Consider the following 23,458-nt stretch of genomic DNA (forward strand, 5'->3'; position numbering starts at 1 on the left):
GCAACACTAAACGGACGCCAGAGCACTTGCGCCAGACCGGTATCCTTCCCGACAGCGACATCGCCGGCCTTTTCGAGGCCGGCGCGATAACCGCTCCCCGTCCACTCGATCCCGACCAGATCCAGCCCGCGAGCCTCGACCTGCGCCTGGGCGAAACCGCCTTCCGTGTCCGCGCGAGCTTCCTGCCGGGCCCCAACAGCTCGGTCCAGAGCAAGCTCGAACGCCTGCAACTGCACGCCATCGACCTGCGCGAGGGCGCGGTGCTCGAAACCGGATGCGTTTATATCGTGCCGCTGCTCGAAGGGTTCGCGCTGCCCGACACGGTGTCGGCCTCCGCCAACCCGAAAAGCTCGACGGGCCGGCTCGATATCTTCACCCGTGTGATGGCCGACCATGCGCAGGAATTCGACAAGGTGCCGGCGGGCTACAGCGGCCCGCTCTATCTCGAGGTCAGCCCGCGCACCTTTCCGATCATCGCGCGTACCGGCTCGCGCCTGTCGCAGATCCGCTTCCGCCAGGGCCATTCCACGCTGAGCGGCACCGAATTGCAGACACTCCACGCCGAGCACGCGCTGGTCGCCACTGAGGGCGCCAACATCTCGGGTGCGGGCATCGCGCTGTCCGTCGATCTCTTGGGGGAGGGGCCGAGCAACATCGTCGGCTATCGCGGCAAGCACCACACCGGCCTGATCGATGTCGACAAACGCGCCGCGCAAGGTATCGGCGATTTCTGGGAACCGCTCTACCGCCAGGGTGCCGGCGAGCTCGTGCTCGACCCGGACGAGTTCTACATCCTCGTTTCACGCGAGGCCGTGCATGTCCCACCGCTCTACGCCGCCGAAATGACGCCTTTCGATCCGCTCGTGGGCGAGTTCCGCGTGCATTATGCCGGCTTCTTCGATCCCGGCTTCGGCCATTCTGCGGCGGGCGGTTCGGGCAGCCGCGCGGTGCTCGAAGTCCGCTCGCATGAGGTGCCCTTTATCCTCGAACACGGGCAGATCGTCGGCCGGCTCGTTTATGAGCACATGCTGGCTCAGCCGGCAAAACTCTACGGCACCGATCTCGGCTCGAATTATCAGGCGCAAGGGCTGAAACTGTCCAAGCATTTTCGCGTCGGCGGCTGACATCGCGCCCAAGCGGAACAATTTTCTCCGAAGAGCGCTCAAGGCAGGATAAACGCGTCGTGGTCTGTTGTGGACTAGCTGGCCTGCATCTTGTCGGCAGGCTGGCCTTTCACCAGATTCCGGCCATCTTCAATAGCGGGCGAGTTCAAGCCCGCAAAGGATCAGGAAACGCCTCCATGAAGTGGCTCAAGTCGCTCGTTCTCGCCGCCGGTGTCAGCGCCGCTCTCGCTTCCGCAGCCAGTGCCCAGAGCACCGATCTCGACAAGGTCAAGGCCGCCAATGCGCTCCGCATCGGCACCGAAGGCACCTACGCGCCCTTCACCTATCATGACGCGTCCGGCGCGCTGGTCGGCTTCGATGTCGAGATCGGTCAGGAAGTCGCCAAGCGTCTGGGCGTCGAAGCCAAGTTCTTCGAAGGCAAGTGGGATGGCCTGATCGCCGGCCTCGACGCCGACCGCTACGACGTCGTCATCAACCAGGTCGGCATCACCGATGCCCGCAAGCAGAAATACGATTTCTCCGAGCCCTATATCGCGTCCAAGGCGGTCATCATCGTCAAGGCGGACGACAGTGAGATCACGAGCTTCGGTGCCCTCAAGGGCAAGCGCGCCGCGCAGTCGCTCACCAGCAACTACGGCAAGCTCGCCGAGAGCAACGGGGCCGAACTCGTTGCCACCGACGGCTTCGACCAGTCGATCCAGCTCGTGCTGCAGGGCCGTGCGGATGCAACGCTGAACGACAGCCTGTCCTTCCTCGACTTTAAGAAGAAGCAGCCCAACGCGCCGGTGAAGATCGCAGCCCAGGAGGAGAATGCCAGCTATTCCGGCGTCATCCTCGCCAAGAACCAGCCGAATCTTCTCGCCGCCATCAACAAAGCCCTTGCGGAGATCAAGGCCGACGGCACCTACCAGAAAATCTCCGACAAGTATTTTGGCGCCGACGTGTCGAAATAGGCGTTTTCGCAAAAGCTGGAGGAAAGGCTGAATGCCATACTGGCTCCAGCTCATGTTGGACTCTCTCGGGCCGCTCCTTTGGGCGGCCCTTGTCTTCACCGCGCCCCTCACGCTGCTGTCTTTCGCGCTCGGGCTGGCGCTTGGCCTCGTCACCGCGCTTGTGCGCTTGTTCGCGCCATGGCCGCTGGTCGCGGTCGCGCGCTTCTATGTCTGGGTGATCCGCGGCACGCCGCTGCTGGTGCAGCTGTTCCTGATCTTCTACGGCCTGCCGAGCGTCGGCATCGTGCTCGACGCATTTCCGGCGGCGCTTATCGGCTTCACGCTCAATGTCGGCGCCTACACGTCCGAGATCATCCGCGCGGTGATCGCTTCCGTGCCGCGCGGGCAGTGGGAAGCCGCCTACTCCATCGGCATGTCGTGGACGCAGGCCATGCGCCGCACCATCCTGCCTCAGGCCGCGCGCACCGCCGTGCCGCCTTTGTCCAACACCTTCATTTCGCTGGTCAAGGACACGTCGCTGGCCGCCGCCGTCACCGTGCCGGAACTCTTCCAGCAGGCCCAGCGCATCGTGGCCGTCACCTATGAGCCGCTGATCCTCTATGTCGAGGCGGCCTTGATCTACCTCGTTCTGTCCTCCGTGCTCTCCTCGCTTCAGGTGCGGCTCGAAAAGCGGCTCAACCGCTATGGCGGGTTCTTGGAGGCGCGCGCATGATCGAACTGATCGACATCCAGAAGCGCTTCGGCGATCTGCACGTCCTGAAAGGCATCTCGCTGCAATTCGCCGAGGGCAGCGTCACCGCACTCGTCGGCCCCTCGGGCGGCGGCAAGTCCACGCTCCTGCGCTGCATCAATCTGCTCGAAGTTCCCACCTCCGGCACCGTCCGCATCGGGCAGGCCTCGGTCAGCTTCGAGCCCAACCGCAAGGTCGGCTGGAAGAGCATTCAGGCTCTGCGCCGCCAGACCGGCATGGTGTTCCAGAACTTCCAGCTCTTCCCGCACCGCACGGCGATCGAGAACGTCATGGAAGGGCTGGTCACCGTTCTGGGTTGGGACAAGCCCCGCGCCACGAAGCGCGCGACCGAGCTTCTGGAACGCGTCGGCCTCGCGCAAAAGGCCGATGCCTGGCCGGCCACGCTTTCGGGCGGCCAGCAGCAGCGTGTGGCGATTGCTCGCGCGCTCGCGCCGTCCCCGCGCGTCCTGCTTTGCGACGAGCCCACTTCTGCACTCGACCCGGAACTCGCGGAAGAGGTGGTGGACGTGCTCGCCGGTCTCGCCCGTGAAGGCACCACCATGGTGATGGCGACCCACGATTTGCGCCTCGCCTCCCGCATCGCGCAGGAGGTTGTGTTCCTCGACGGCGGCGTGGTCGCCGAGAAGGGCCCGGCGCGCGACGTGTTCAAGGACCCGAAGGCCGAGCGCACCAGGCGCTTTCTGGCGTCGCTCCAGGCCGTCAGCAAGGCGAACGAGGCTGACGGCTCTGGCGTGTAACCGGTAAAAAGCGGCCCTCAGGCCGCCTTCTTTTCCTTTTTCAGCCCGCCATTCGGGACCTCGATGTCGATCTCGAGCGTGGAGACGCGTTCGCCGCGGTCCATGGCGATCTTCACCTTGTCCTCGTCAACCGCCACATGCTTGGCGATGACGGCCATGATCTCCTCGCGGAGTGCGGCCACGAGGTCGGGCTGGTCACGGTTCTTGCGCTCGTAAGCGAGCAGGAGTTGCAGTCGCTCGCGCGCCTCGTCGGCGCTGCCCCGGCGCTTGAAGAGTTCGAGCAGTTTCATGCGGCCTTCCTTCCGAGAATGCGGTCGAGGAAACCCTTCTTTTCGACGGTGGGAAGCGCCACCGGCAGCTTCTCGCCGAGCAAACGGCGCGCAGCCTCCACATAGGCCTTGGCGGCCACATTGGTCGGCTCGTGCAGCGTCACCGGCGAACCCACGTTGGAAGCGCGCAACACGCCCTGGTTCTCGGGGATGATGCCGAGCAGAGGCGTGGACAGGATCTCGAGCACGTCCTCGATGCTCAGCATCTCGCCGCGCGCGGCGCGCGCCGCGTCATAGCGGGTGACGAGGATGTGCTTGTTGATGGTCTCGCCCTTTTCGGCCTTCACGGTCTTGGCGTCGAGCAGGCCGATGATGCGATCCGAGTCGCGCACCGATGAGACTTCCGGATTGGTGACGATCACGGCCTCATCGGCGAAGCGCATGGCGAGCTGTGCGCCGCGCTCGATGCCGGCGGGGCTGTCACAGATCACATAGTCGAACTTCTCGCGCAGGGCTGCGATCACGCGGCCCACGCCTTCCTCCGTCAGCGCGTCCTTGTCGCGCGTCTGCGAGGCGGGCAGCAGGAACAGCGAGTTGATGCGCTTGTCGCGGATCAGCGCCTGGGAAAGCTTGGCATTTTCCTGCGCGACATTCACGAGGTCGAACACCACGCGGCGCTCGGCGCCCATCACGAGGTCGAGGTTGCGCAGGCCGACGTCGAAGTCGATCAGCACCACATTCTTGCCCGTCTGCGCGAGCGCTGCACCTAGCGAGGCGGTAGAGGTCGTCTTGCCGACGCCTCCCTTGCCTGATGTGACGACTATGACCTTGCCCATAATCTCTGTTCTCCGATTCCGTCAGTTGAGGGCCGCGACCTGGACCACGCCGTCTTCCAGGAAGGCCTGTATGGGTTTGCCGCGCGATGAAGGTTCCATGTCGTCGGCCGTGCGGTAGCAGCCGTCGACGGCAAGAAGTTCCGCCTCGTTCTTGCGGCAGAAGATGCGCGCGTCCGGGTTACCCATGGCGCCTGCGAAGACGCGGCCACGCAGCGTGCCATAGACATGCACCGAACCGCCCGCGATGATCTCGGAGCCCGAGCCCACCGCGCCGATGACGATCACGTCGCCCTCGGGCTGGAAGATCGACTGGCCCGAACGCACGGGCGAGCGGATGATGAGCGACGGGGTGGATTTGGCTTCCACCACAGGCAGCACCGGCTCCACCACGACTTCCGCGTCAGCCTTGTCCTCGGCCTCGGCCGCCTTCTCCTCGGGCTGCTCCTCCTCGACCACGGTGGCCTTGGCGCCCACCAGAAGCGGCGGCAGGTCGGGATCGAGCCCTTCCATGTTCTCGGCCTGAATGGCGTAGACGCGGATGCCGCGATCGGCCAGCTGCGAAACGAGCTTGCGCACCTCGCTCAGCCGCGGCTTGAGAACCGTCAGATCGAGCACCACCGGGCGGCCTGCAAAGAAGCCGGGCGAACTCGCCGTCCAGTTGTCGAGCTCCTTCCACCAGTCCTTGAGCGGCGCTTCGGGAGCCAGCGCAAAGGCGAAGAACGAGCGCGCGCGAAAGCGGATGGTCTTCTTCGGGCTCGGCACCACCGGCGCTTCAGTCTGCTCTTCGCTGCTCACGGACCACGATTCCTAACGATTCACTCGCGACAGATTTCGCGGTTAATGAACCGTAAAAGGCATGCGCGAGGCTGGAGGCGCGAAAGGTTCCGCCCAGCGCGCGACTTTTTCGATCTTCGAGTTGAGGCGAAACCGTGTGCGCAAAAGCGTGCTTCAGAAAAACGAAAGGGCTGCCAAAGGCAGCCCCTGCGCGTAAGCTTCGGTTTTCCCGCCCAAGCGAGGGCGTGTCGGGGTCAGCGGCGGCAAACGCGCACGCGCTCCCTTACCAGACGGCCGCTTCTGGTTTCATAGCGACGGGTCTCGTAGCGGCAGACCTCGCGGTCACGGCGACGTTCCGCGCGGATGCGGCGCTCTTCGCGATGGTGCCGGCGCCATTCGCGCTCACGGCGGCTTTCGCGGTAATCGCGGCGATGATGGCGGTAGTCACGGTCACGAACGCGCACACCGCCCTCGTCGATGATGACCGACTGTGCGGATGCCGTCGTCACGACGTTTGGCACCGTGAACGAGCCCAGCGCGATCGCGACCGCCAACAGGATATTCTTCATTAAAGCCTCTCCAGATGAGTCCATCCCTACGGGCTCGCAAACAACCGAGAGCACCGGGAGTTCCCTCAACACCCCGCGCCGATGCGAAAATGGTTACGGCAATTCGACCGTGATGCCGTGATCAGATGCTGAGCTAGGAGAGGGGCTGGAGCGGGTAGCGGGAATCGAACCCGCGCGTTCAGCTTGGGAAGCTGACAGGCTACCATTACATCATACCCGCGCGGGCGACTCCCTAGCATGCGGTGAGGCCTCAGCGGAAGAGGGATGCAGAGCCTTCGCAGCTGCGAGATGCTGTTAGCCTTTCATTCACCCTATCCCGCTTACCTTCCCACACCCGACCCCTTACGAAGGAAGCCATTCCATGACGCATCTCGACCGCGAAGCCGCCATCCGCGCCCGCGCGCATCAGATCTGGGAAGACAGCGGCCGCGCCGAGGGGCAGGCCGAACTGCACTGGAACGCCGCCGAGCGCGAACTGAACGATGCGGCTGCGCTCGCGCAGGCGCATGTCACGCTCGCCGCGGTGTCGAAGAAAGCACTCGCCAAGAAGGGCAAAGCGAACAACGCCCGCAAGAGCAAGGCTGCCTGACGCTGAATGGCGCGCGCTTGCAACGGCGCGCCCCGTTTCATATCTCGACGCCCATGAGCGAGCAGTCCCGAACCTCTTCCCGCGGCGGCCTCACGCGGTTCCTTGGCGACACGCCCCTGCGCGTGCTGGTCAAGCTTCTCGTCGTGTCCGTGCTGGTCGGCATGGTCATGAACTTCTTCGGCTGGAACCCGCGCGATATCCTATGGGCGGTCGAGGATGCCGTGCGCGATATCTGGAACATGGGTTTCCGCGCCTTCGACAACGTCGTCGGCTACCTGCTGCTCGGCGCGGCCGTCGTCGTACCGGCCTTCATCCTCATCCGCCTCGCCAGCTATCGTCGCTAAGACCCTGATGGGACTCGTCGAACGCGTTGCACCGCAGGCAGCGCGTAAGGCGCGAACCTGAATCGAAAGCTGAAGCCCTTCACCCGTCACGCGAAGCGCGCGGCGGTCTCGAACAGGATCGCGTGGCGCTTGGCGATGGCACCTACATCCGCGCCGTAACCCCCGCCGATCACCCCACAGAGCGGCAGTCCGCGCTCGCGAAAGAAGCCGATCACCATCTCCTCGCGCGCGCGCAAGCCATCGTCCGACAGCGCCAGCCGCCCGAGCTTGTCGTCGCGATGCGGATCGACGCCCGCATTGAAGAAGACGAGATCGAACCGCCGCTCCTCGACCAGTTGTGGCAGCAGATCGCGCAGCATCGCGAGATAGGCCTCGTCCTCCATCCCGTCCGGCAAGCCCACATCGAGCGAGGAGGGCACTTTTCGCACCGGATAGTTCTTCTCGGCATGCACCGAAAGTGTGAACACGCGTGGCTCGTCACGCAGGATATCCGCCGTGCCGTCCCCCTGATGCACGTCGAGATCCACCACCAGCACGTTACGCAACGAGCCTTCGTCCAGAAGAGGAAGTGCCGCCACCGCCACGTCGTTGAAGGTGCAGAAGCCCGCCCCATGCGCCCGCCGCGCATGGTGGCTGCCGCCTGCCGCATTGCAGGCGATGCCATGTTCCAGCGCCAGCCGCGCCGCCATCACCGTGCCGCTCGTCGCCAGTTGCGCGCGAAGCGAAACGCGCTCGGAAACCGGAAAACCGATCTCCCGCTCGATCTTCGGATCGACCGCGTAATCCAGCACCTGCCGCACATAGCCGGCATCATGCGCCCGCGCGAGCATCGCGAAATCCGGCAGAGCCGGCTCGTAGTCCGACCCGTTCCCGATCAGGCCGCGCACAATCAACTCCTCGCGCAACAGCCGGTACTTGCTCATCGGAAAGCGGTGCTCCGGCGGAAAGCTGGCATCGTAGAGCGCGTGGGAAACAACGGGCAAAGGCATCGCGCCAAAACCTAGCGCGATGTGGCCAAACCTAAAGCGGCTGGCTCGCCCAATAGTCGAGCCGCGTGTCTCGGAGCTCGCGCAAATGCGCCACGCCTTCCTGCCGCACCAGCTTGCGCAGGTTCGCCACGATCTGTGCGGGCAGTCCGGCACCGCCATAGATCAGGCCCGTATAGATCTGTACGAGATCGGCGCCGGCCCGGATCTTCTCGGCCGCCGAGCGCGCGGAATCAACGCCGCCGGCACCGATCAGCACCATTTGCGGCCCCACCAGCTTGCGCATCCGCGCGAGCACCACGGTCGAGCGGTCGAACAGCGGCCGCCCCGAAAGCCCGCCGGTCTCCTTCGCGTGCGGCGCCCCCTCGGGCAGCGGCCGCGACAGCGTGGTGTTGGACACGATCACGCCTTCGATCCGCGCCGCTTCCGCCTCCACCGCCACATCGGCCAGCGCCATGCCGTCGAGATCGGGCGCGATCTTGAGAAACACCGGCACATGCGCGACCGTCGCGTTGCGCGCTTCCACCACGCGGCCGAGCAATTCCCGCAGCGAATCCCGCGCCTGCAGGTCGCGCAGGCCCGGCGTGTTGGGCGAGGAAATGTTGACGGTGAGATAAGAGGCGAGCCCCGCGAAGCGCTCGACGCCCAGCACATAATCCGCCACGCGGTCGGCGCTGTCCTTGTTCGCTCCGATATTGATGCCGAGCAGCCCGCCGCGGCTTTTCCGCTTTTCCAGCCGCTTCAGAAGCGCCTCATGCCCCTCATTGTTGAAGCCTAAGCGGTTGATCACCCCATGCGCTTCCTCGATGCGGAAGATGCGTGGTCGCGGGTTGCCCGGCTGGGGCAGGGGCGTCACCGTGCCCACTTCCACGAAGCCGAAGCCCAGGCCGAAAAGCCCATCCGCCGCCTCGCCGTTCTTGTCGAAGCCGGCGGCGAGGCCCAACGGGTTCGGAAAATCCAACCCACAGAGCTGGGTGCCCAGCAGCGGGTCGGCCACCGCGCGCCGGCCCGCAGGCTTGAGCGCCAATCCCCTGATGGCAAGCCGGTGCGCGCGTTCGGGGTCGAGTTTGAGCAGCGCCCTGGAGGCGAGGTCGGTCACCCCCACGCTCAGCCCTCCAGCGGCGGAAACTGATGGCCGTCCGGTCCCAGCGCCAGAGGCTTCACCCAGGCGACGGTGTCGAGCGCGAGCGGCCCGTAAAGATGCGGAAACAGCGCCCCGCCGCGCGAAACTTCCCAGCGCAGCGCGTCGCCGAGCCGATCGCCTTCCACCGCGACGAGCAGAAGGTCGTCCTTGCCCGCGAAGTGCTTCGCTGCCGTTTCGCGCACCTGCTCGGCGGTGGAGAAATGGATGAAGCCGTCTTTCAGATCGACTGGCGCACCGTGAAACGATCCGGATGCCTCGGCTTCGCGCCAAAGGTCCTGCGGGCAGATCTTGAAGATGAGCGACATGAGACCTTCATACGGGCGAGGGCGGAGAACAGGCAAGCGCAACCAGCACGCCGCCATCGCATTGCCTCAGAACTGTTGAAGATTCCTCATTCGAACAGGAGACGACCCATGCGATACCTGCTCATCCTGCCTCTGCTCCTCACCCCCTTGAGTGCCCAGGCGCAGGAGTCCAGCACCGAACGCTTTCAGCTCCAGCGCACCGATGACGGCTATGTCCGCCTGGATACCGAGACCGGCGCCATGTCCATCTGCCGCGAAGACGGCACACAACTGGTCTGCCGCCAGGCCGCCGACGAGCGTGAGGCGATGACTTCCGAAACCGAGCGCCTGCAGAGCCGCGTGGACGCGCTCGAAGACCGCATCGCAGCCCTCGAAAAGAAGCCGACACAGGTTCTCCCGACGGAAGAAGAGGTGGACCGCACGCTCGGCATCATGCAGCGCTTCTTCCGCGAGTTCCGGGATTGGGCGCGGGAAGATGAGACGCGGCCAGCGCCGGACCGGACTTGATCCGGAAGGGTTAGGCGAAGCGGTCACGTTACCCGCGCCCTGTATCCCTCCCAAAGGGGGTGCATCAACGCCGGGTCAATTCCTCGAAGCTTGGGGCTTGGCGTGGAGGACGGGGTGCTGCGCTCCTGTCTCCCCTCCCACCTGTGGGGAGGGGTAAGGGGTGGGGGTGATCTTTCCACCTGCAAAGCCTCTTCGGAAACTCGCGCCCCAACAAGTTGTGCAAACCCGAACCTTGCATTTGATAAGTTCTCTTCTTTCAGCACAGTCTCCGAAACTCACCGCTCACTCTCAGGAGCCTGCAATGCTGAAGGAATTCCAGGAATTCATCTCCAAGGGCAATGTGATGGATCTCGCCGTCGGCGTGATCATCGGCGGTGCCTTCGGCCTGATCGTCAACTCGCTCGTCAACGACATCATCATGCCGATCGTCGGCGCGATCTTCGGCGGGTTCGACTTTTCGAACTATTTCCTGCCGCTCTCATCCGCCGTCACCGCGACCACGCTCGCCGAAGCGCGCGCTCAAGGTGCTGTCTTCGCTTACGGCAGCTTCCTCACGGTCGTCATCAACTTCCTCATCCTGGCCTTCATCATCTTCCTGATGGTCAAGGGCGTGAACGAGCTGCGCCGCCGCGCCGTCCGCGAGCAACCGACGACGCCCCCCGCACCGCCCGCCGATGTGGCGCTTCTCACCGAAATCCGCGACATCCTCGCCCGGCGTCCGACGGTTTGAGCCTGTCCGCCTGAGGCACTCGGTCTGGCCTGTTTCCACTTGTCCTGCGCTCGCCTATGAGAGCGCAGGACAAGCATTCAGGCCACGCATGAGCATCATATCCAGCATTCGCGATGCCGCCCGGGAAGCCCCCGAAAGCGGCATCGTTTCCGTTGTCAATTACGGCCGCACACGCGAAGGTCTGATCCCGCTTTGGGCGGGCGAAGGGGACCTGCCGACGCCACAATTCATCACGGACGCAGCGGCGCAATCGCTTGCGAACGGCGAAACCTTCTATACCTGGCAGCGCGGCATCCCCGGCCTGCGTGAGGCGCTCGCGCGCTACCACACCCGTCATTTCGGCCGGGCCTTCGCGTCCGACGAGTTCATCGTGACCGGTTCCGGCATGGCCGCGATCCAGTTGGCCCTTCAAGCCACGCTCGGCGCAGGCGACGAGGCCATCTACTTGACCCCCGCATGGCCCAATTTCGCAGGCGCCGTCGGCGTCGCCGGCGCGGTGCCGGTCGCCGTGCCGCTCGCCCACGACGAAGACGGCTGGCACTGCGATCTGGATGCGGTCGAGGCCGCCATCACGCCACGCACCCGCGTGCTTTTCGTCAACACCCCCTCCAATCCCACCGGCTGGACGGCATCGCGTGAAACGCTCGAAAGCCTGCTCGCGCTCGCCCGCAAGCATGGTCTCTGGATCATCGCCGACGAGATTTATTCGCTTTTCTTCTATGGCGAGGCCCGCGCGCCCTCTTTCTACGACATCATCGAGCCTGATGACCGTATCCTCTTCGTCAACTCATTCTCCAAGAACTGGGCCATGACCGGCTGGCGTATCGGCTGGCTCCGCATCCATCCCGCGCTCGAACAGATCTTCGAGAACCTCGTGCAATATTCCACGTCCGGCGTCGCGCAATTCATGCAGCGCGGTGCGGTCGCGGCTCTCGATCAGGGTGACGACTTCATCGCCAGCCAGGTCGCCCGGGCACAAACGGCACGCGACCGTGCCTGCGAAATCCTGCGCAGCACCAACCGCGTGTTGCTGACGCCGCCCAAGGGCGCGTTCTACCTGTTCTTCGGCGTGGATGGCGTTTCGGATTCGGCGAGTGCCGCGTTGCGCATCGTCGATGAGGCCAATGTCGGCTTGGCCCCTGGCACGGCCTTCGGCCAGGGCGGTGAAACCTCTTTCCGCCTCTGCTTTCACCGCCGCGTGGATCAGGTCGAGGAAGCCGCCACGCGCCTCGCGGAATGGATCAGAAAGCTCTGACGAACAGGGATCGGGGCAAAGCGGGGCTTACCCGCCCGCCTTCGACACCATCAGGGGCACCACGCGGTCGCTCTGCGGCAGTGCCGGCTGGTTGTCGGCATGGAAGGGAATGCCGAGCGCGGTCCAGGTTTCCACCAGCGCATCGCGCAAGTTTTCGATCAGCCCGTCGCTGTGCAGCGGCGTCGGCGTGATGCGCAACCGCTCCGTGCCGCGCGGCACGGTCGGGTAGTTGATCGGCTGGATATAGATGCCGTGCTTTTCGAGCAGCCGGTCGCTCGCCTGCTTGCAAAGCTCGGGGTCGCCCACCAGCACCGGCACGATATGCGTGTCCGATGCCATCACCGGCAGCCGCGCGTCGCGCAGCACCGTCTTGGTGCGGTTGGCCTGGCGCGCCTGTCCCTCGCGCTCGGCGCTCGACGCCTTGAGGTGGCGGATCGATGCCGTCGCAGCCGCCGCGATGGCCGGGGGCAGGGCGGTCGTGAAGATGAAGCCCGGCGCGTATGAGCGCACGGCGTCGATCACTGCGGCACTGCCCGTGATGTAACCGCCCAGCGTGCCGAAGGCTTTTGCGAGCGTGCCCTCGATCACGTCGATGCGGTGGGCAAGGCCTTCGCGCTCGGTGATGCCGCCGCCGCGATTGCCATACATGCCGACCGCGTGGACCTCGTCGATATAGGTCATCGCGTTGTAGCGCTCGGCCAGTTCCACGATTTCGAGGATCGGCGCCACGTCACCGTCCATCGAATAAACGCTTTCGAACACGATCAGCTTGGCGCGCTCGGGGCCCGCGGCCTTCAACAGGCTTTCCAGATGCGCCACGTCGTTGTGGCGGAAGATCTTCTTTTCGGCACCCGAGCGGCGCACGCCCTCGATCATCGAGGCATGGTTCAATTCGTCCGATAGCACGAGGCAGTTGGGGAGCAGGCGTGCAATGGTCGAGATCGAGGCCTCGTTGGACACGAAGCCGGAGGTGAAGACGAGTGCGGCTTCCTTGCCATGCAGGTCGGCGAGTTCGGTTTCGAGCTCGACCAGCGGATGGTTGGTGCCGGAAATGTTGCGCGTGCCGCCGGCGCCCGCGCCGAGCCGCTCGGCCGTCTCCTGCATCGCGCGCACGACCTTGGTGTGCTGGCCCATGCCGAGATAGTCGTTGGAGCACCAGACGGTGATGTCGCGCGAAGCGGTGCCGTTACGGAAAGTGGCTGTGGGAAAGGAGCCGGCGCGGCGTTCGAGGTCCGCGAATACCCGGTATCGGCGTTCGGCGTGCAACTGGCCGATCGCCTGATCAAAGAATGCGCTGTAGTTCATTCCAATCCCCAGACTGTGGCCTGAATATAAAGAGTGGGTTAGGCGTCGTCCATGTGGCCAACTTGGTCAAAATGACACGCCACGAGGCAGCACCTGACCGGTTTTTGTGCGCCCGAACCATGATCTAGGTCAAACACCGATCCATTCGCGCGCAAGCCCATCCTTCGCCTGTCTTGTTCGCCTTGTTTTGCTGGGCTAGGCCTCGGTGCGATCAACGAAATCCAAGGAGCTTTCATGGCGGTTCTGGTGACGGGCGGTGCCGGCTATATCGGCAGCCACATGGTGTGGGAGCTTGTGGACAACGGCGAGGAGGTCGTCGTGCTCGACCGGCTGTCCACCGGCTTCGAATGGGCTGTGGCCCCCGAGGCGACACTCGTGCGCGGCGACATCGCCGATCAGGACCTGGTGGCGAACCTCGTGCGCGAACACAAGATCGACTCCGTGATCCACTTCGCCGGTTCGATCATCGTGCCCGAATCCGTGTCCGACCCACTCGGTTATTACGAGAACAACACCTGCAAGACCCGCGCCCTGATCGAAGCGGTGGTGCGCGCGGGCGTGCCGCATTTCATCTTTTCCTCCACGGCGGCCGTTTACGGCGCAGCCGGCTCCGTGCCCGTTTCGGAAGACACCGTGCTCAACCCGGAGTCACCTTACGGGCTGTCCAAGCTGATGAGCGAATGGATGCTGCGCGACGCCTCGCGCGCGCATGCTCTGACCTATTCCGCCCTGCGCTACTTCAACGTCGCCGGCGCCGATCCCAAGGGCCGCACGGGCCAGTCCACCAGGGGTGCGACCCATCTGATCAAGGTCGCCAGCGAAACCGCGCTCGGCAAGCGCGCTTCCATGAACGTCTTCGGCACGGACTATCCGACGGCCGATGGCACCTGCATCCGCGACTACATTCATGTCAGCGATCTCGCCCGCGCCCACTATCTCGCCCTCAAGCGCCTGCGCACCGGCGCGCCCAGCCTCGTCGCCAATTGTGGCTATGGCCGTGGCTTCTCGGTTCTCGAAGTGATCGAAAGCGTGCGACGCGTGTCCGGCGTCGATTTCGACGTACAGCTCTCGGACCGCCGCCCCGGCGACCCCCCGGCCATCGTCGCCAACCCGGCCCGCGCCATGAAGGAATTCGGCTGGAAACCCGAACGCGACGACCTCGACCTGATCGTGGGCGATGCCCTGGCCTGGGAGGAGGCGCTGAAGCGAAAGAACTCGGTGAGCGCCTGATCATTTGAAAGGTCGGCCTCTCGCGGCAACGTCACCCTACCCCGTACCCCTCCCCCCAAGGAGGAGGGGAAGGCATGCGCGTGGCACCACTCTCATCAAGCTAGGCGCCGAGCATCGGGGTGAGATGCGACGATGACGGCTCCCCTCCCACCTGTGGGGAGGGGTACGGGGTGGGGGTGACCTCTCCACCTGCACAACCTGTCAGCAATCCTCACCGCCCACCCATCTCACCAAAAATAGGTGTCACCCATCGGCCTCACCCCTTCCCTCCGTGTCCCGGAATTCCTCCAAACCTTGCCCGAACCTTGTTGATTTGTTCACCCTGAACCCGCAGGGTCGCCGCAAGAAGAAGCAAGACCGCAGTCGGGAGTACGCGTTTGAGAGTTGCGGTGAAGCGTGTTTCGGTCTGGCTCGGAGGTGCGGCGCTCACGCTCGCGCTGTCCGCCACACCCCATCCCGCCACCGCCTTCGAGCTTTTCGGAAAAAAGTTCTTCGAAAAGAGCGATGAGGAGAAGGCCGCCGATGTGATCGGCGAGCCGCAGAATTACACCGTCGAAATCCAGGTATCCGGCGACGACGATGATCTGAAAGGTGCGGTCGAAGGCGCGTCATCCCTTTATGCCGACCGCGACGAGCCCGCATCCGGCGCCTCCGGCCTGCTCGCCAAGGCGCGCAACGACTACAAGCGCATCCTGAACACCATGTATGCGCAGGGCCGCTACGGTCCCACCATTTCCATCCGCGTCGATGGCCGTGAAGCCGCCGACTTGGCCCCCGACACCATGCTGCCCGATCCGGCGGCGGTCGTCGTGTCCGTCGAGCCCGGTCCCGAGTTCCGCTTCGGCAAGGCCGAGATCCTCCGCCGCGCTCCACCTGCCACCAATCGCTTCGACGAGGTCGAGGCGCCTGAAAAGCAGGGCTTCGTCTCGGGCGAGGTAGCGAAATCCGGCGCCATCATCGGCGCAGGGCGCTTGCAGGTGGAAGCCTGGCGCCAGCAGGGCCACCCCAAGGCAGAGGTGGCCGAGCAGCGCGTGGTGGCCGCCCACGATCAGAACATCGTGGACGCTACGCTCAATATCGATCCGGGCCCTTACGCGGTCTATGGTCCGGTCACCGTGCAGGGCACCGACCGCATGGCCCCCGAATTCGTGGCCTTCATGGCGGGTCTCACGCCCGGGGCGGAATATGACCCCGACGACCTCAAGCGCGCCTCCGACCGCTACGCCCGGCTCGACGTGTTCCGCGCGGCGCGGCTGCAGGAAGCGGATGCCGTCAATCCGGATGGCACGCTGCCCATCACCGTGATCGCACAGGAGCGCCCGCTTCGCCGCTTCGGCGTCGGCGCCTCTTACTCCACGCTCGACGGCGCGGGCATCGAGGCCTACTGGCTTCACCGCAACCTGTTCGGCCGCGCCGAACGTTTGCGCTTCGATGCGCGCGTGGCCGGCGTCGGCGGCACCAACAATGGCAGCGGCGAGTTCTCCGCCGATCCCGCCGACCTGACCTATCGCCTCGGCGCTACCTTCACCAAGCCCGGCGTCTATACGCCCGACACCGATTTCGCGGCGTCCCTGATCGGCGACCGCGAGGTGCTCGAGCCTTACACCCGCACCGGCGTCAACGCGCAGGTCGGCTTCACGCAGATCTTCGACGAGCGCCTGTCGGGCAAGATCTTCGCCGAGGCCGGCTACGACCACTTCCTCGAAGAGCCCTTCGACGACCGCGAGCGCGAATTCGTGTCCGTTGGCCTGCTCGGCGGGCTCACATATGACGACCGCAACAACAAGACCAACGCGACCCAGGGCTATTATCTCGATCTCCAGGCCCGCCCCTATTACGAGATCGAATACGGCAACCCCACGCTTCAGCTGATCGCGGAAGGGCGCACCTATTTCGGCTTCGGCGAGGATGACCCCTTCGTGCTCGCGGGTCGCCTCAAGATCGGCTCGCTGCTTGGCCCCGATCTCGACGAGGCTGCGCCCGATCGGCTTTTCTTCGCAGGCGGCGGGGGTTCCGTGCGCGGCTACGCCTATCGCAATATCGGCCTGCCCGTGCTCAATGCGGATGGCGAGGATACGGGCGATGTATCCGGCGGCAAGTCGCTGGTGGAAGGCTCGCTCGAAGCGCGCGTGAAAGTCACGCAGGCCATCGGTCTCGTCGGCTTCGTCGACGCCGGAACGGTGGGCGCCGAAAGCTTCCCGAAATTCGATGAAGACATCAAGATCGGCACGGGCGTCGGCCTGCGCTATCTGACGGGCTTGGGTCCCATCCGCCTCGACGTGGCCGTGCCCGTCGATCCCGGCAAGAACGATCCGAGCTTTGCCTTCTATGTCGGCATCGGCCAGGCATTCTAAGGGAGAGAAGACCATGCGCCTTCTTCTCGCACTCTTCGTGTTCCTCAACCTCGCCGGCTTCGCCGCCGCGCAGGAAACCGAGGCCGAAGACCGCTCCTATTTCGTCGGCCTGCTCGAGAACCAGCTGTCCACGCCCGATCGCCAGATCCGCATTTCCGGCATCCAGGGCGCGCTCTCGTCCAATGCCACCATTGGTTCGATCACGGTGGCCGACCGCGAGGGCATCTGGCTGCGCATCACCAATGCACGCATCGTCTGGACGCGTTCGGCGCTTCTGCTCGGACGCCTGTCCATCGACACGCTCGCCGCCGACTCCATCGAAGTGACCCGCAGGCCGGTGCCCGCCGAAGGCCTGCCGCCGCCCGAATCCAGCGGCTTCGCGCTGCCCGAACTGCCCGTCTCGATCACGCTCGGCCAGCTCCAGGTTCCGCGCGTGGCCTTCGGGCCCACCGTGTTCGGCCTCGAATCCGTGCTCAGCATCAATGGCCGTTTGAGCCTCGCCGATGGCGCGCTCGACACCGCGCTCGACATCACCCGCACCGATGGCCCCGGCGGCCAGCTGCGTCTCGTCGCGACCTATGCCAATGCCAACCAGCAGCTGGGTCTCGACCTCACCGTCAACGAGCCCGCCAACGGCGTGATCGCCACCGCGCTCAACCTCGAAAACCGCCCGCCCGTCGCGCTCGCTCTTAAAGGCGCTGGCCCGCTTTCCGCACTCGACCTGAACCTGACGCTCGACACGAACAACAGCCGCGCCATCGCCGGCACCGCGCAGATCCGCGGCGTGGCGGAAGGCTACGGCTTCAACGTCACGGTGGATGGCGATGTCGCCCGCTTGGTGCCCCCCGTTTATCGCGAGTTCTTCGGCACCGAAACCAAGCTGACCGCCCAGGGCGTCAAGCGCAATGATGGGGGCTTCGAGCTGCAAAGCCTGGCGCTCGACGGCGAGGCGCTCGACGTCAACGCGCGCGTAGTCACCGCACCCGACGGCTTCGTGCGCTCGCTCGGGCTTTTCGCCCAGCTCGGCACGACCGACAACCGCCACGTCGTCCTCCCCGTGCCCGGCGGCCAGACCACGGTCGATCGCGCAACGGTCAAGCTGTCCTTCGGCGAAACGGAGGCCAACAACTGGACGGGTTCGGTCGATATCTCGCAACTTGCCACCAGCACATTCTCGTCGGGCCGCACCCAGATCACGCTGGGCGGTCTCGCCGAAAACCTGAACGATCCCGCTGCCCGCCACGTGTCCTTCTCTGCCAAGGGTGCCGTGGCCGAGATCGAGGCCACCCGCGCCGATATCGCCAAAGCGCTGGGCAAAGAGCTCAATCTCGACATCGAGGGCGACTGGCGCGCGAACCAGCCCATCACCCTGTCGCGCGCGCTTTTGTCCGGCAACGGCCTGTCGCTGTCGCTCGCCGGTTCCATCGCCGAATTCATCTATAACGGCACGATCGCCATCGACGCCGCTTCGATCACGCCCTTCTCGGCCCTTGCCGGCCGCGATCTCGCGGGCCGTCTCAAGCTTGACGCCAAGGGCACCGTCGCAGCCCTCACAGGCGGCTTCGACCTTGCGCTCGACGGCAATGCGTCGGGCCTCCAGCTCGGCACGGAAGCGCTCGACCGTCTGCTCGAGGGCGAAACCGTCATTTCGGGCAGCGTGGCCCGCAACGAGCAGGGCCTGACTGCCCGCCAGCTCCGTCTCGCCAACCCGCAGGCGACGGTCAATGCCGATGGGACCTTCGCCACCGGTGCCGCCGACTTCGATTTCGATCTGGCCCTTGGCGATCTCGCGCTTCTCACCCCGCAGGCCAGCGGACGCCTGACGGCCAAGGGCAGGGCGGCCGGCACGGATGGCGTGATCGGCATCACCGCCACGGCCGAAGTCCCCCAGGGCACGCTTTCGGGCAAGCCGCTCACTGACGCGCGCCTCGCATTCGACGGCACGCTCAAGGGCTCCGACGTCGATGGCCGCATCACCGGCAGTGCCGCGCTTGATCGCGTGCCCGTCTCGCTTGCCACCACTGTCGCCGTTCGCGAGAACACGAAGACCCTTTCCGACCTGCGCTTCAGTGCCGGCGGCACGGACGTCACCGGCAATCTCGCCCAGCGCGCCGATGGCCTGTTCGAAGGCGCGCTCGCGCTTCGCTCGCCCGACATTGCGACTGCCGCGGCTCTCGCTCTCGTCCAAGCCTCGGGTGCCGCCATCGCCGACATCACGCTCGCCCCTTCCGAGCCCACGCAGGGGGCCGAGCCCGCTCAAGGCGCCACGCTCAAGGCCTCGTTGTCCAAGCTGGTTTTCGGCACGACGCGCGTCGGCCGCGCCGAGCTCGATGCAACGGTTGCCGATCTCTTCGGCGTGCCTGTCGTCAACGGCACGGCGACCGCCGCCGACGTGGTGGCAGGCGGCATTACGATCCGCATGCTCGACGCTCGCGCTAGTGCCACGGGCACGCGCACGAATTTCAACGCCAATGCCACGCTCGCCGACAATGCCAGGATCGGCACGGAGGGCGCGCTCGAGCCCGAAGGCACCGGCTACCGCCTCTCGCTCGCCCGCCTCGACCTGTCTCAAGGCGAGCTTGCCGCGCGGCTGGTCGAGCCCGCTTCCGTGCTGGTGGAAGGCTCGAACATCCGCCTCGACAGTTTCGCGCTCGATGTCGGCGGCGGCGAAGTTCGCGCGCAAGGTGCCATCGCCGAACAGCTGAATTTGCAGGCTACCATTCGCGAACTCCCGCTCGCCATTGCCAACGCCATCCGCCCCGATCTCGGCCTGTCCGGCACCGTCAACGGCAATGCGACCGTGTCCGGCACCCGCACGGCGCCGGAAGTCACTTTCGACATCGAGGCCCCGCGGATCGGCGCGGCCGCCTTGCGCAGCGCGGGTCTCTCGACGCTCGGCATCCGCGCGAATGGCCGCACCGCCAACAACCGGCTCGACATCGACGCCGATGTCCAGAGCCCCGAAGGCCTGCGCGCCTCGGCCAAGGGTGCGGTGCCGCTGGGCGAGGGCCAGCTCGCGCTCGATGTCGCCTTGCAAGCCTTCCCGCTCGCCGTGCTCAACGCAGTCGTGCCCAACCAGAACCTGTCCGGCACCATTGCCGGCACTGCCCGCGCCACCGGCACGCTTGCCGCGCCCGAGGCGACGTTCGACCTGCGCGGCACGGGCATCAGCGCGGCCGCTCTTGCCAGCGCCGGTGCGGCTCCGCTCACTGTTCAGGCGGCAGGCCGCTTTGCCGACAACACCATCGATCTGAACGCCGTGAACGTGTCCGGTCCCGCCGGTCTCACGGTCAACGCGCGCGGCCGCGTGCCGCTGCAGGGCAACGGGCTCGATGTCAGCGTGAACGGCGAGGCACCCCTGTCTCTCGCCAACCGCTTCCTCGCCGAGCGCGGCGCCAGCGCCACGGGCACGCTGTCCGTCAGCGCGACCGTCAATGGCAGCATCACGGCTCCCCAGGCGCGCGGCATGTTTTCCACCACCGGCGCCGCGATACGCGATCCGCAATCGAATGTCGCGCTCACCGGCATCGCCATCATGGGCACGCTCGACGGCGACCGCGTGACCATCCGCTCGGCCACGGCCAATCTCGGCGGCGGCACGCTGTCCGTGAACGGCTCGATCGGCATCGACCCTGCCGCCGGCTTCCCCGCCGATATACGGGCCAACCTCGCCAATGTCCGCTACGCCGATGGCAACCTGTTTGTCGCCACCGTGTCCGGCCAGCTGGCACTCGCCGGCCCGCTCACCCGCGACCCGCTTCTGTCGGGCAATGTCGCCATCGACCGCGCCGAGATCACCGTGCCGAACTCGTTCGGCGGCGGAGCGGCGGCCATCGATGTCCAGCATCGCAACCCGCCGCGCGGTGTGCAGCTCACGCTCAAGCGCGCCAAGGCCGATGACGGCACGCCGGTTCCCACCGCGCGTCCCTCGACGATCCGTCTCGACGTGAACGTGTCCGCGCCCGCCCGCATCTTCGTGCGCGGTCGCGGTCTCGATGCCGAACTGGGCGGCCAGGTGAAGCTCACCGGCCCGCTGACCGATATCCAGCCCGTCGGCGGCTTCCGCCTGATCCGTGGCCGTCTCGGCATCCTCGGCCAGCGCATCGAGTTCGACGAAGGCGAAGTCACGCTGGTGGGCGATCTCAACCCCTACCTGAACTTCGTCGCAAGCTCGCAAGGGGAGGGCATCACCGTCTATATCACCGTCTCGGGCCGCGCGTCCGACATCGACGTGTCCTTCTCCTCCGATCCCGCTTTGCCGCAGGACGAGGTGCTGGCCCGCCTGATCTTCAAGCGCTCCATCGACGAATTGTCGCCTTTCCAGATCGCGCAACTCGCATCTGCGGCGGCCGAACTTGCCGGCGGCGGCAACAATTCGCTGATCAACAGCTTGCGCAAGTCCACCGGTCTCGACGATCTCGACATCGTGACGGACGATCAAGGCAACGCCGCCGTCCGCGCCGGCCGTTACGTCCGCGACAATGTCTATCTCGGCGTCGAAGCGGGCGGCTCGGGCGGCGCGCGCGCCACGATCAACCTCGACGTCACCGACAATCTCAAGGTCAAGGGCGGCGTCGGCACGGATTCGAGCCTGGGCGTGTTCTACGAGAAGGACTACTGATCCTGTTATCGCGCGTCGCACGTCCTATCTGAAGAGGCATGAAAGCACTCACTTTGCCTCTTCTCGCGGCGAGCCTCCTGCTCCCTGCTCTGCCAGCACGCGCCGAGCGCGCCTGCATCGACGGCAACAGCGCCGTATCGCCCTGCGTGCGCACCTATGGCAGCGAAAAGTTCATCCCGCGCTCGGGCCGCAAGATCATCGAGCCCAACCGCACGCGTCCCCAGCCCGAGGTCAGGGGCCCCGACAAGCTGAAGACCTTCCGCAACCCAAACTATCTCCGCCAGCGCCGCGAGCGCATCGGCCCGAACATTTTCTACAGCGGGCCGGACCGGAACGGCAATCTGAGCATCGGCACCTGCGTGCGCGGGTTCTGCAACTAGCCGAACAGGCCGAACGCCAGCGCCACGATCCACAAGCCGAACAGGGCGCTGATCGCGCCCCAGACCCGCACGCTCTCCTGTCGCCAAACCAGGTGCATGGCATCGACCGCAAGGCGGGGTGCGACCAGAAACGCCATTCCCTCCAGCACCGCCGCGCAGCCCACCGTCGAGACCGCGATCTCGAGCGTCGTATCCCAAGCCCAATGCGCGGCCAGAATGCCCGCTCCGATGAAGTAAACGGCAACGCCTGTCATATAGGCCGACGCCGCACGCTCCCGTAAGCCGTCCAGCATCGCCATGAAACGCACCGGGTCGAGCATCACCCCGATCCCCGCCGCCAGCGCATAGCCCCCGATTCCGAGCGCGAGTTTTTCCGTCAGCATCATCCGTTCTCCAGGCGCTCCTCAACGCCCGAGCCCGCGAACGGAACACGCGGTGCGCCGCTTTTCTTTCGGCCTGACTTTCTCGTGATGGATCACCGCCCGGAATCTGCCGTTCGCCCTCAGATCCGAAACGGAGACGATGCCATGAAGCTCGACAATCCCGACGACCGGCCCGACAATTCCCGCCGCTTGCTGATCGGCGGCATCCCAGCCGGCATCGCGGCCCTTGCCACGCCGACGCTCGCCCAGGCACAGACGGCGCAACCGGCAGGCAGCGGTCCTGCCGAGCCCATCCGGAAACAGAACCCCGTCACCCAATACCCGAAGCCGCCATTCCCGAAGCAAACGCAGGAATGGCCGGGCTTGGCATCCAAGATGGACCCACGCCCCGACCATGGCGAGGAGACCTACAAGGGCTCCGGTCGCCTGATGGGGCGCAAGGCGCTCGTCACCGGCGGCGATTCCGGCATGGGCCGCGCCGCCGTCATCGCTTATGCGCGCGAGGGCGCGGATGTCGCCTTCAACTATCTGCCGGCGGAAGAAGAGGATGCGCGCGAGGTGGTGGCGCTGGTGCAAGCCGCCGGCCGCAGGGCCTTTCCGCTTCCGGGCGACCTCCGCGACGAAGCCTTCTGCCAGAAGCTCGTGGCGGACGCGGTGCAGAGCCTCGGCGGCCTTGACATCCTCGTCAACAATGCCGCGCGCCAGAAGCCGCACAAGGGCCTGGAAGAGATCACCACCGAACTCTTCGACTGGACGCTGAAGACCAACCTTTACGCAATGTTCTGGATCACCAAGGCGGCCCTCCCGCACCTAGAGCCGGGCTCGGCCATCATCACCACGGCCTCCGTGCAGGGCTATGACCCGTCGGCCGAACTGGTCGATTACGCCATGACCAAGGCCGCCCAGGTCAACTGGACCAAGAGCCTCGCCAAGCAGTTGGCGCCCAAGGGCATCCGCGTCAACGCGGTGGCGCCCGGCCCGATCTGGACGCCGCTTCAGCCCTCGGGCGGCCAGTTCCCCGAAAAGCTGCCCGAATTCGGTTCGGACTCGCCGATGGGCCGTCCCGGTCAGCCGGCCGAGCTCGCGGGCATCTACGTGCTCCTGGCCTCGCAGGAAGATTCCTACACCACCGGCCACGTCTATGGCGCGGTGGGCGGGCAGGGCGGTCCCTGATCGTTCGGCGAATGAAGGACACGGGAAGCGGGCGCCTCGGGCGCCCGTTTTCGTTGAAGCAGCAACTCCTCTTCGCTGGCCTGTTGGCAAAGCACCCGCATGCTGGCATGGCGCCGGTCATGCTTCGCATCCGTTGAAG

Annotated in this window: 23 protein-coding genes and 1 tRNA gene; 14 read left to right on the plus strand and 10 right to left on the minus strand. The window is 65.5% G+C overall.

Features of this window, described 5'->3' with window-relative positions; translation table 11 throughout:
- The first annotated feature begins 26 nt into the window (after positions 1–26).
- From NGM99_RS00825 to NGM99_RS00840, 4 genes are all read left to right on the plus strand, one after another.
- Complete coding sequence (locus NGM99_RS00825) at positions 27–1,124, plus strand: 2'-deoxycytidine 5'-triphosphate deaminase (RefSeq protein ID WP_252815151.1); 1,098 nt, start codon at positions 27–29, stop codon at positions 1,122–1,124.
- Between the two features lie 176 nt (positions 1,125–1,300).
- Positions 1,301–2,077, plus strand: a complete 777-nt coding sequence (locus NGM99_RS00830; RefSeq protein ID WP_252815152.1) for an amino acid ABC transporter substrate-binding protein — start codon at positions 1,301–1,303, stop codon at positions 2,075–2,077.
- Between the two features lie 31 nt (positions 2,078–2,108).
- The gene (locus tag NGM99_RS00835) at positions 2,109–2,789 is read left to right on the plus strand and encodes an ABC transporter permease subunit (protein WP_252815153.1); all 681 of its coding nucleotides are present in this window, start codon (positions 2,109–2,111) and stop codon (positions 2,787–2,789) included.
- The gene (locus tag NGM99_RS00840; protein ID WP_252815154.1) at positions 2,786–3,565 is read left to right on the plus strand and encodes an amino acid ABC transporter ATP-binding protein; all 780 of its coding nucleotides are present in this window, start codon (positions 2,786–2,788) and stop codon (positions 3,563–3,565) included. The genes NGM99_RS00835 and NGM99_RS00840 overlap by 4 nt, the downstream gene beginning before the upstream one ends.
- Before the next feature lie 17 nt (positions 3,566–3,582).
- Here NGM99_RS00840 and minE read toward each other — a convergent pair whose 3' ends face one another.
- The 5 genes from minE to NGM99_RS00865 all read right to left on the minus strand — a co-directional run bounded on the left by minE (position 3,583) and on the right by NGM99_RS00865 (position 6,233).
- A complete protein-coding gene (gene minE / locus NGM99_RS00845; protein ID WP_252815155.1) occupies positions 3,583–3,855 on the minus strand; it encodes a cell division topological specificity factor MinE in 273 nt (90 codons plus the stop codon).
- Entirely contained in the window at positions 3,852–4,670 is an 819-nt protein-coding gene (gene minD / locus NGM99_RS00850; protein WP_252815156.1) for a septum site-determining protein MinD, read from the minus strand. Before minD ends, minE begins: the two co-directional genes overlap by 4 nt.
- A 21-nt stretch (positions 4,671–4,691) precedes the next feature.
- Positions 4,692–5,465, minus strand: a complete 774-nt coding sequence (gene minC, locus NGM99_RS00855; RefSeq protein WP_252815157.1) for a septum site-determining protein MinC — start codon at positions 5,463–5,465, stop codon at positions 4,692–4,694.
- 233 nt (positions 5,466–5,698) lie between these two features.
- Entirely contained in the window at positions 5,699–6,013 is a 315-nt protein-coding gene (locus NGM99_RS00860; RefSeq protein ID WP_252815158.1) for a hypothetical protein, read from the minus strand.
- 146 nt (positions 6,014–6,159) lie between these two features.
- Positions 6,160–6,233: transfer RNA gene (locus NGM99_RS00865), tRNA-Gly, on the minus strand.
- 141 nt (positions 6,234–6,374) lie between these two features.
- On the opposite strand from NGM99_RS00865, the gene NGM99_RS00870 reads away from it, so the two are divergent.
- Complete coding sequence (locus NGM99_RS00870; RefSeq protein WP_252815159.1) at positions 6,375–6,602, plus strand: DUF2934 domain-containing protein; 228 nt, start codon at positions 6,375–6,377, stop codon at positions 6,600–6,602.
- 53 nt (positions 6,603–6,655) lie between these two features.
- Positions 6,656–6,946 carry a DUF6460 domain-containing protein gene (locus NGM99_RS00875; RefSeq protein ID WP_252815160.1) on the plus strand — a complete coding sequence of 97 codons (291 nt, stop codon included), beginning with the start codon at positions 6,656–6,658 and terminating at the stop codon, positions 6,944–6,946.
- An 86-nt stretch (positions 6,947–7,032) separates the two neighbouring features.
- Here NGM99_RS00875 and NGM99_RS00880 read toward each other — a convergent pair whose 3' ends face one another.
- The 3 genes from NGM99_RS00880 to NGM99_RS00890 are packed head-to-tail and all read right to left on the minus strand — an operon-like array spanning position 7,033 to position 9,381.
- Positions 7,033–7,935, minus strand: a complete 903-nt coding sequence (locus NGM99_RS00880; RefSeq protein WP_252815161.1) for a histone deacetylase family protein — start codon at positions 7,933–7,935, stop codon at positions 7,033–7,035.
- A 31-nt stretch (positions 7,936–7,966) separates the two neighbouring features.
- On the minus strand, positions 7,967–9,037 hold the full coding sequence (locus NGM99_RS00885; RefSeq protein ID WP_252815162.1) for a quinone-dependent dihydroorotate dehydrogenase: 1,071 nt from the start codon (positions 9,035–9,037) through the stop codon (positions 7,967–7,969).
- Positions 9,038–9,039: 2 nt separating this feature from the next.
- Positions 9,040–9,381, minus strand: coding sequence for a DUF952 domain-containing protein (locus NGM99_RS00890; RefSeq protein ID WP_252815163.1), 342 nt, complete (start codon positions 9,379–9,381; stop codon positions 9,040–9,042).
- A gap of 108 nt (positions 9,382–9,489) precedes the next feature.
- Here NGM99_RS00890 and NGM99_RS00895 point away from each other — a divergent pair, with 108 nt between their 5' ends.
- From NGM99_RS00895 to NGM99_RS00905, 3 genes are all read left to right on the plus strand, one after another.
- The gene (locus NGM99_RS00895; RefSeq protein WP_252815164.1) at positions 9,490–9,888 is read left to right on the plus strand and encodes a hypothetical protein; all 399 of its coding nucleotides are present in this window, start codon (positions 9,490–9,492) and stop codon (positions 9,886–9,888) included.
- Positions 9,889–10,189: 301 nt separating this feature from the next.
- Positions 10,190–10,618: a large conductance mechanosensitive channel protein MscL gene (gene mscL, locus NGM99_RS00900; protein WP_252815165.1), complete on the plus strand. Its 429-nt coding sequence runs from the start codon at positions 10,190–10,192 to the stop codon at positions 10,616–10,618.
- An 88-nt stretch (positions 10,619–10,706) separates the two neighbouring features.
- The gene (locus NGM99_RS00905) at positions 10,707–11,873 is read left to right on the plus strand and encodes a pyridoxal phosphate-dependent aminotransferase (protein WP_252815166.1); all 1,167 of its coding nucleotides are present in this window, start codon (positions 10,707–10,709) and stop codon (positions 11,871–11,873) included.
- 27 nt (positions 11,874–11,900) lie between these two features.
- Here the strand turns inward: NGM99_RS00905 and hemA are convergent, their stop codons facing one another.
- Positions 11,901–13,178, minus strand: a complete 1,278-nt coding sequence (hemA, locus tag NGM99_RS00910; protein WP_252815167.1) for a 5-aminolevulinate synthase — start codon at positions 13,176–13,178, stop codon at positions 11,901–11,903.
- A gap of 234 nt (positions 13,179–13,412) precedes the next feature.
- Between hemA and galE the strand changes: the two genes are divergently transcribed.
- The 4 genes from galE (at position 13,413) to NGM99_RS00930 (ending at position 21,763) form a co-directional block, all read left to right on the plus strand.
- On the plus strand, positions 13,413–14,408 hold the full coding sequence (gene galE / locus NGM99_RS00915) for a UDP-glucose 4-epimerase GalE (RefSeq protein WP_252815168.1): 996 nt from the start codon (positions 13,413–13,415) through the stop codon (positions 14,406–14,408).
- Positions 14,409–14,797: 389 nt separating this feature from the next.
- Entirely contained in the window at positions 14,798–16,762 is a 1,965-nt protein-coding gene (locus NGM99_RS00920; RefSeq protein WP_435371362.1) for an autotransporter assembly complex protein TamA, read from the plus strand.
- 13 nt (positions 16,763–16,775) lie between these two features.
- Positions 16,776–21,383, plus strand: coding sequence for a translocation/assembly module TamB domain-containing protein (locus NGM99_RS00925; RefSeq protein WP_252815169.1), 4,608 nt, complete (start codon positions 16,776–16,778; stop codon positions 21,381–21,383).
- A gap of 38 nt (positions 21,384–21,421) precedes the next feature.
- Positions 21,422–21,763 carry a hypothetical protein gene (locus NGM99_RS00930; RefSeq protein WP_252815170.1) on the plus strand — a complete coding sequence of 114 codons (342 nt, stop codon included), beginning with the start codon at positions 21,422–21,424 and terminating at the stop codon, positions 21,761–21,763.
- Here the strand turns inward: NGM99_RS00930 and NGM99_RS00935 are convergent.
- Positions 21,760–22,149 carry a hypothetical protein gene (locus tag NGM99_RS00935; protein WP_252815171.1) on the minus strand — a complete coding sequence of 130 codons (390 nt, stop codon included), beginning with the start codon at positions 22,147–22,149 and terminating at the stop codon, positions 21,760–21,762. The genes NGM99_RS00930 and NGM99_RS00935 overlap by 4 nt on opposite strands.
- Before the next feature lie 141 nt (positions 22,150–22,290).
- Between NGM99_RS00935 and NGM99_RS00940 the strand changes: the two genes are divergently transcribed.
- Positions 22,291–23,319 (plus strand): SDR family oxidoreductase, encoded by a 1,029-nt coding sequence (locus NGM99_RS00940; RefSeq protein ID WP_252815172.1) that lies wholly within the window; start codon positions 22,291–22,293, stop codon positions 23,317–23,319.
- Positions 23,320–23,458 lie beyond the last annotated feature (139 nt).

Origin of the sequence: Mesorhizobium liriopis (genome assembly GCF_024053505.1) — a bacterium.
GTDB lineage: Bacteria > Pseudomonadota > Alphaproteobacteria > Rhizobiales > Rhizobiaceae > Mesorhizobium_B > Mesorhizobium_B liriopis.

Bases quoted from the DNA above. Each gene is read 5' to 3' on its own strand.
- minE (WP_252815155.1), bottom strand. From the start codon at position 3,855: ATGAAACTGCTCGAACTCTTCAAGCGCCGGGGCAGCGCCGACGAGGCG.
- NGM99_RS00835 (WP_252815153.1), top strand. From the start codon at position 2,109: ATGCCATACTGGCTCCAGCTCATGTTGGACTCTCTCGGGCCGCTCCTT.
- NGM99_RS00895 (WP_252815164.1), top strand. From the start codon at position 9,490: ATGCGATACCTGCTCATCCTGCCTCTGCTCCTCACCCCCTTGAGTGCC.
- NGM99_RS00880 (WP_252815161.1), bottom strand. From the start codon at position 7,935: ATGCCTTTGCCCGTTGTTTCCCACGCGCTCTACGATGCCAGCTTTCCG.
- mscL (WP_252815165.1), top strand. From the start codon at position 10,190: ATGCTGAAGGAATTCCAGGAATTCATCTCCAAGGGCAATGTGATGGAT.
- galE (WP_252815168.1), top strand. From the start codon at position 13,413: ATGGCGGTTCTGGTGACGGGCGGTGCCGGCTATATCGGCAGCCACATG.
- NGM99_RS00935 (WP_252815171.1), bottom strand. From the start codon at position 22,149: ATGATGCTGACGGAAAAACTCGCGCTCGGAATCGGGGGCTATGCGCTG.
- NGM99_RS00830 (WP_252815152.1), top strand. From the start codon at position 1,301: ATGAAGTGGCTCAAGTCGCTCGTTCTCGCCGCCGGTGTCAGCGCCGCT.
- NGM99_RS00930 (WP_252815170.1), top strand. From the start codon at position 21,422: ATGAAAGCACTCACTTTGCCTCTTCTCGCGGCGAGCCTCCTGCTCCCT.
- NGM99_RS00940 (WP_252815172.1), top strand. From the start codon at position 22,291: ATGAAGCTCGACAATCCCGACGACCGGCCCGACAATTCCCGCCGCTTG.
- NGM99_RS00860 (WP_252815158.1), bottom strand. From the start codon at position 6,013: ATGAAGAATATCCTGTTGGCGGTCGCGATCGCGCTGGGCTCGTTCACG.
- hemA (WP_252815167.1), bottom strand. From the start codon at position 13,178: ATGAACTACAGCGCATTCTTTGATCAGGCGATCGGCCAGTTGCACGCC.
- NGM99_RS00905 (WP_252815166.1), top strand. From the start codon at position 10,707: ATGAGCATCATATCCAGCATTCGCGATGCCGCCCGGGAAGCCCCCGAA.
- NGM99_RS00925 (WP_252815169.1), top strand. From the start codon at position 16,776: ATGCGCCTTCTTCTCGCACTCTTCGTGTTCCTCAACCTCGCCGGCTTC.
- NGM99_RS00875 (WP_252815160.1), top strand. From the start codon at position 6,656: ATGAGCGAGCAGTCCCGAACCTCTTCCCGCGGCGGCCTCACGCGGTTC.
- NGM99_RS00890 (WP_252815163.1), bottom strand. From the start codon at position 9,381: ATGTCGCTCATCTTCAAGATCTGCCCGCAGGACCTTTGGCGCGAAGCC.
- NGM99_RS00840 (WP_252815154.1), top strand. From the start codon at position 2,786: ATGATCGAACTGATCGACATCCAGAAGCGCTTCGGCGATCTGCACGTC.
- minD (WP_252815156.1), bottom strand. From the start codon at position 4,670: ATGGGCAAGGTCATAGTCGTCACATCAGGCAAGGGAGGCGTCGGCAAG.
- NGM99_RS00870 (WP_252815159.1), top strand. From the start codon at position 6,375: ATGACGCATCTCGACCGCGAAGCCGCCATCCGCGCCCGCGCGCATCAG.